At 52.8% G+C, this 398-nt stretch carries 1 pseudogene; it reads right to left on the bottom strand.

Annotated elements, in window-relative coordinates:
- Positions 1 to 398: pseudogene (locus BCT27_RS25320) on the bottom strand (transketolase); the annotation flags it as partial.

Genomic DNA, 398 nt, shown 5'->3' on the forward strand with positions numbered 1-398 from the left:
CGCTTAGGCGTGTCGTCAGTGAACCAGCCTTCTACGTGACCATCGATAGAAATACCGTTGTCATCCCAGAATGCAACCAGCTTGCCCAAGCCTAGCGTTCCCGCCAGTGAACAGGCTTCGTGAGAGATACCTTCCATCAAACAGCCATCGCCCAAGAACACATAGGTGTTGTGGTCAACGATGTCGTGGCCTTCACGGTTAAATTGCGCCGCCAGAGATTTCTCTGCCATTGCCATGCCGACCGCATTGGTGATGCCTTGGCCTAGAGGACCCGTGGTGGTCTCGATGCCTGGTGCATACCCGTACTCAGGGTGACCTGGGGTTTTTGAATGCAGTTGACGGAAATTTTTAAGATCGTCAATCGACAGATCGTAACCGGTGAGGTGAAGCAGAGAGTA

This window comes from Enterovibrio norvegicus (genome assembly GCF_002876705.1).
Taxonomy (GTDB): Bacteria; Pseudomonadota; Gammaproteobacteria; order Enterobacterales; family Vibrionaceae; genus Enterovibrio; species Enterovibrio norvegicus_B.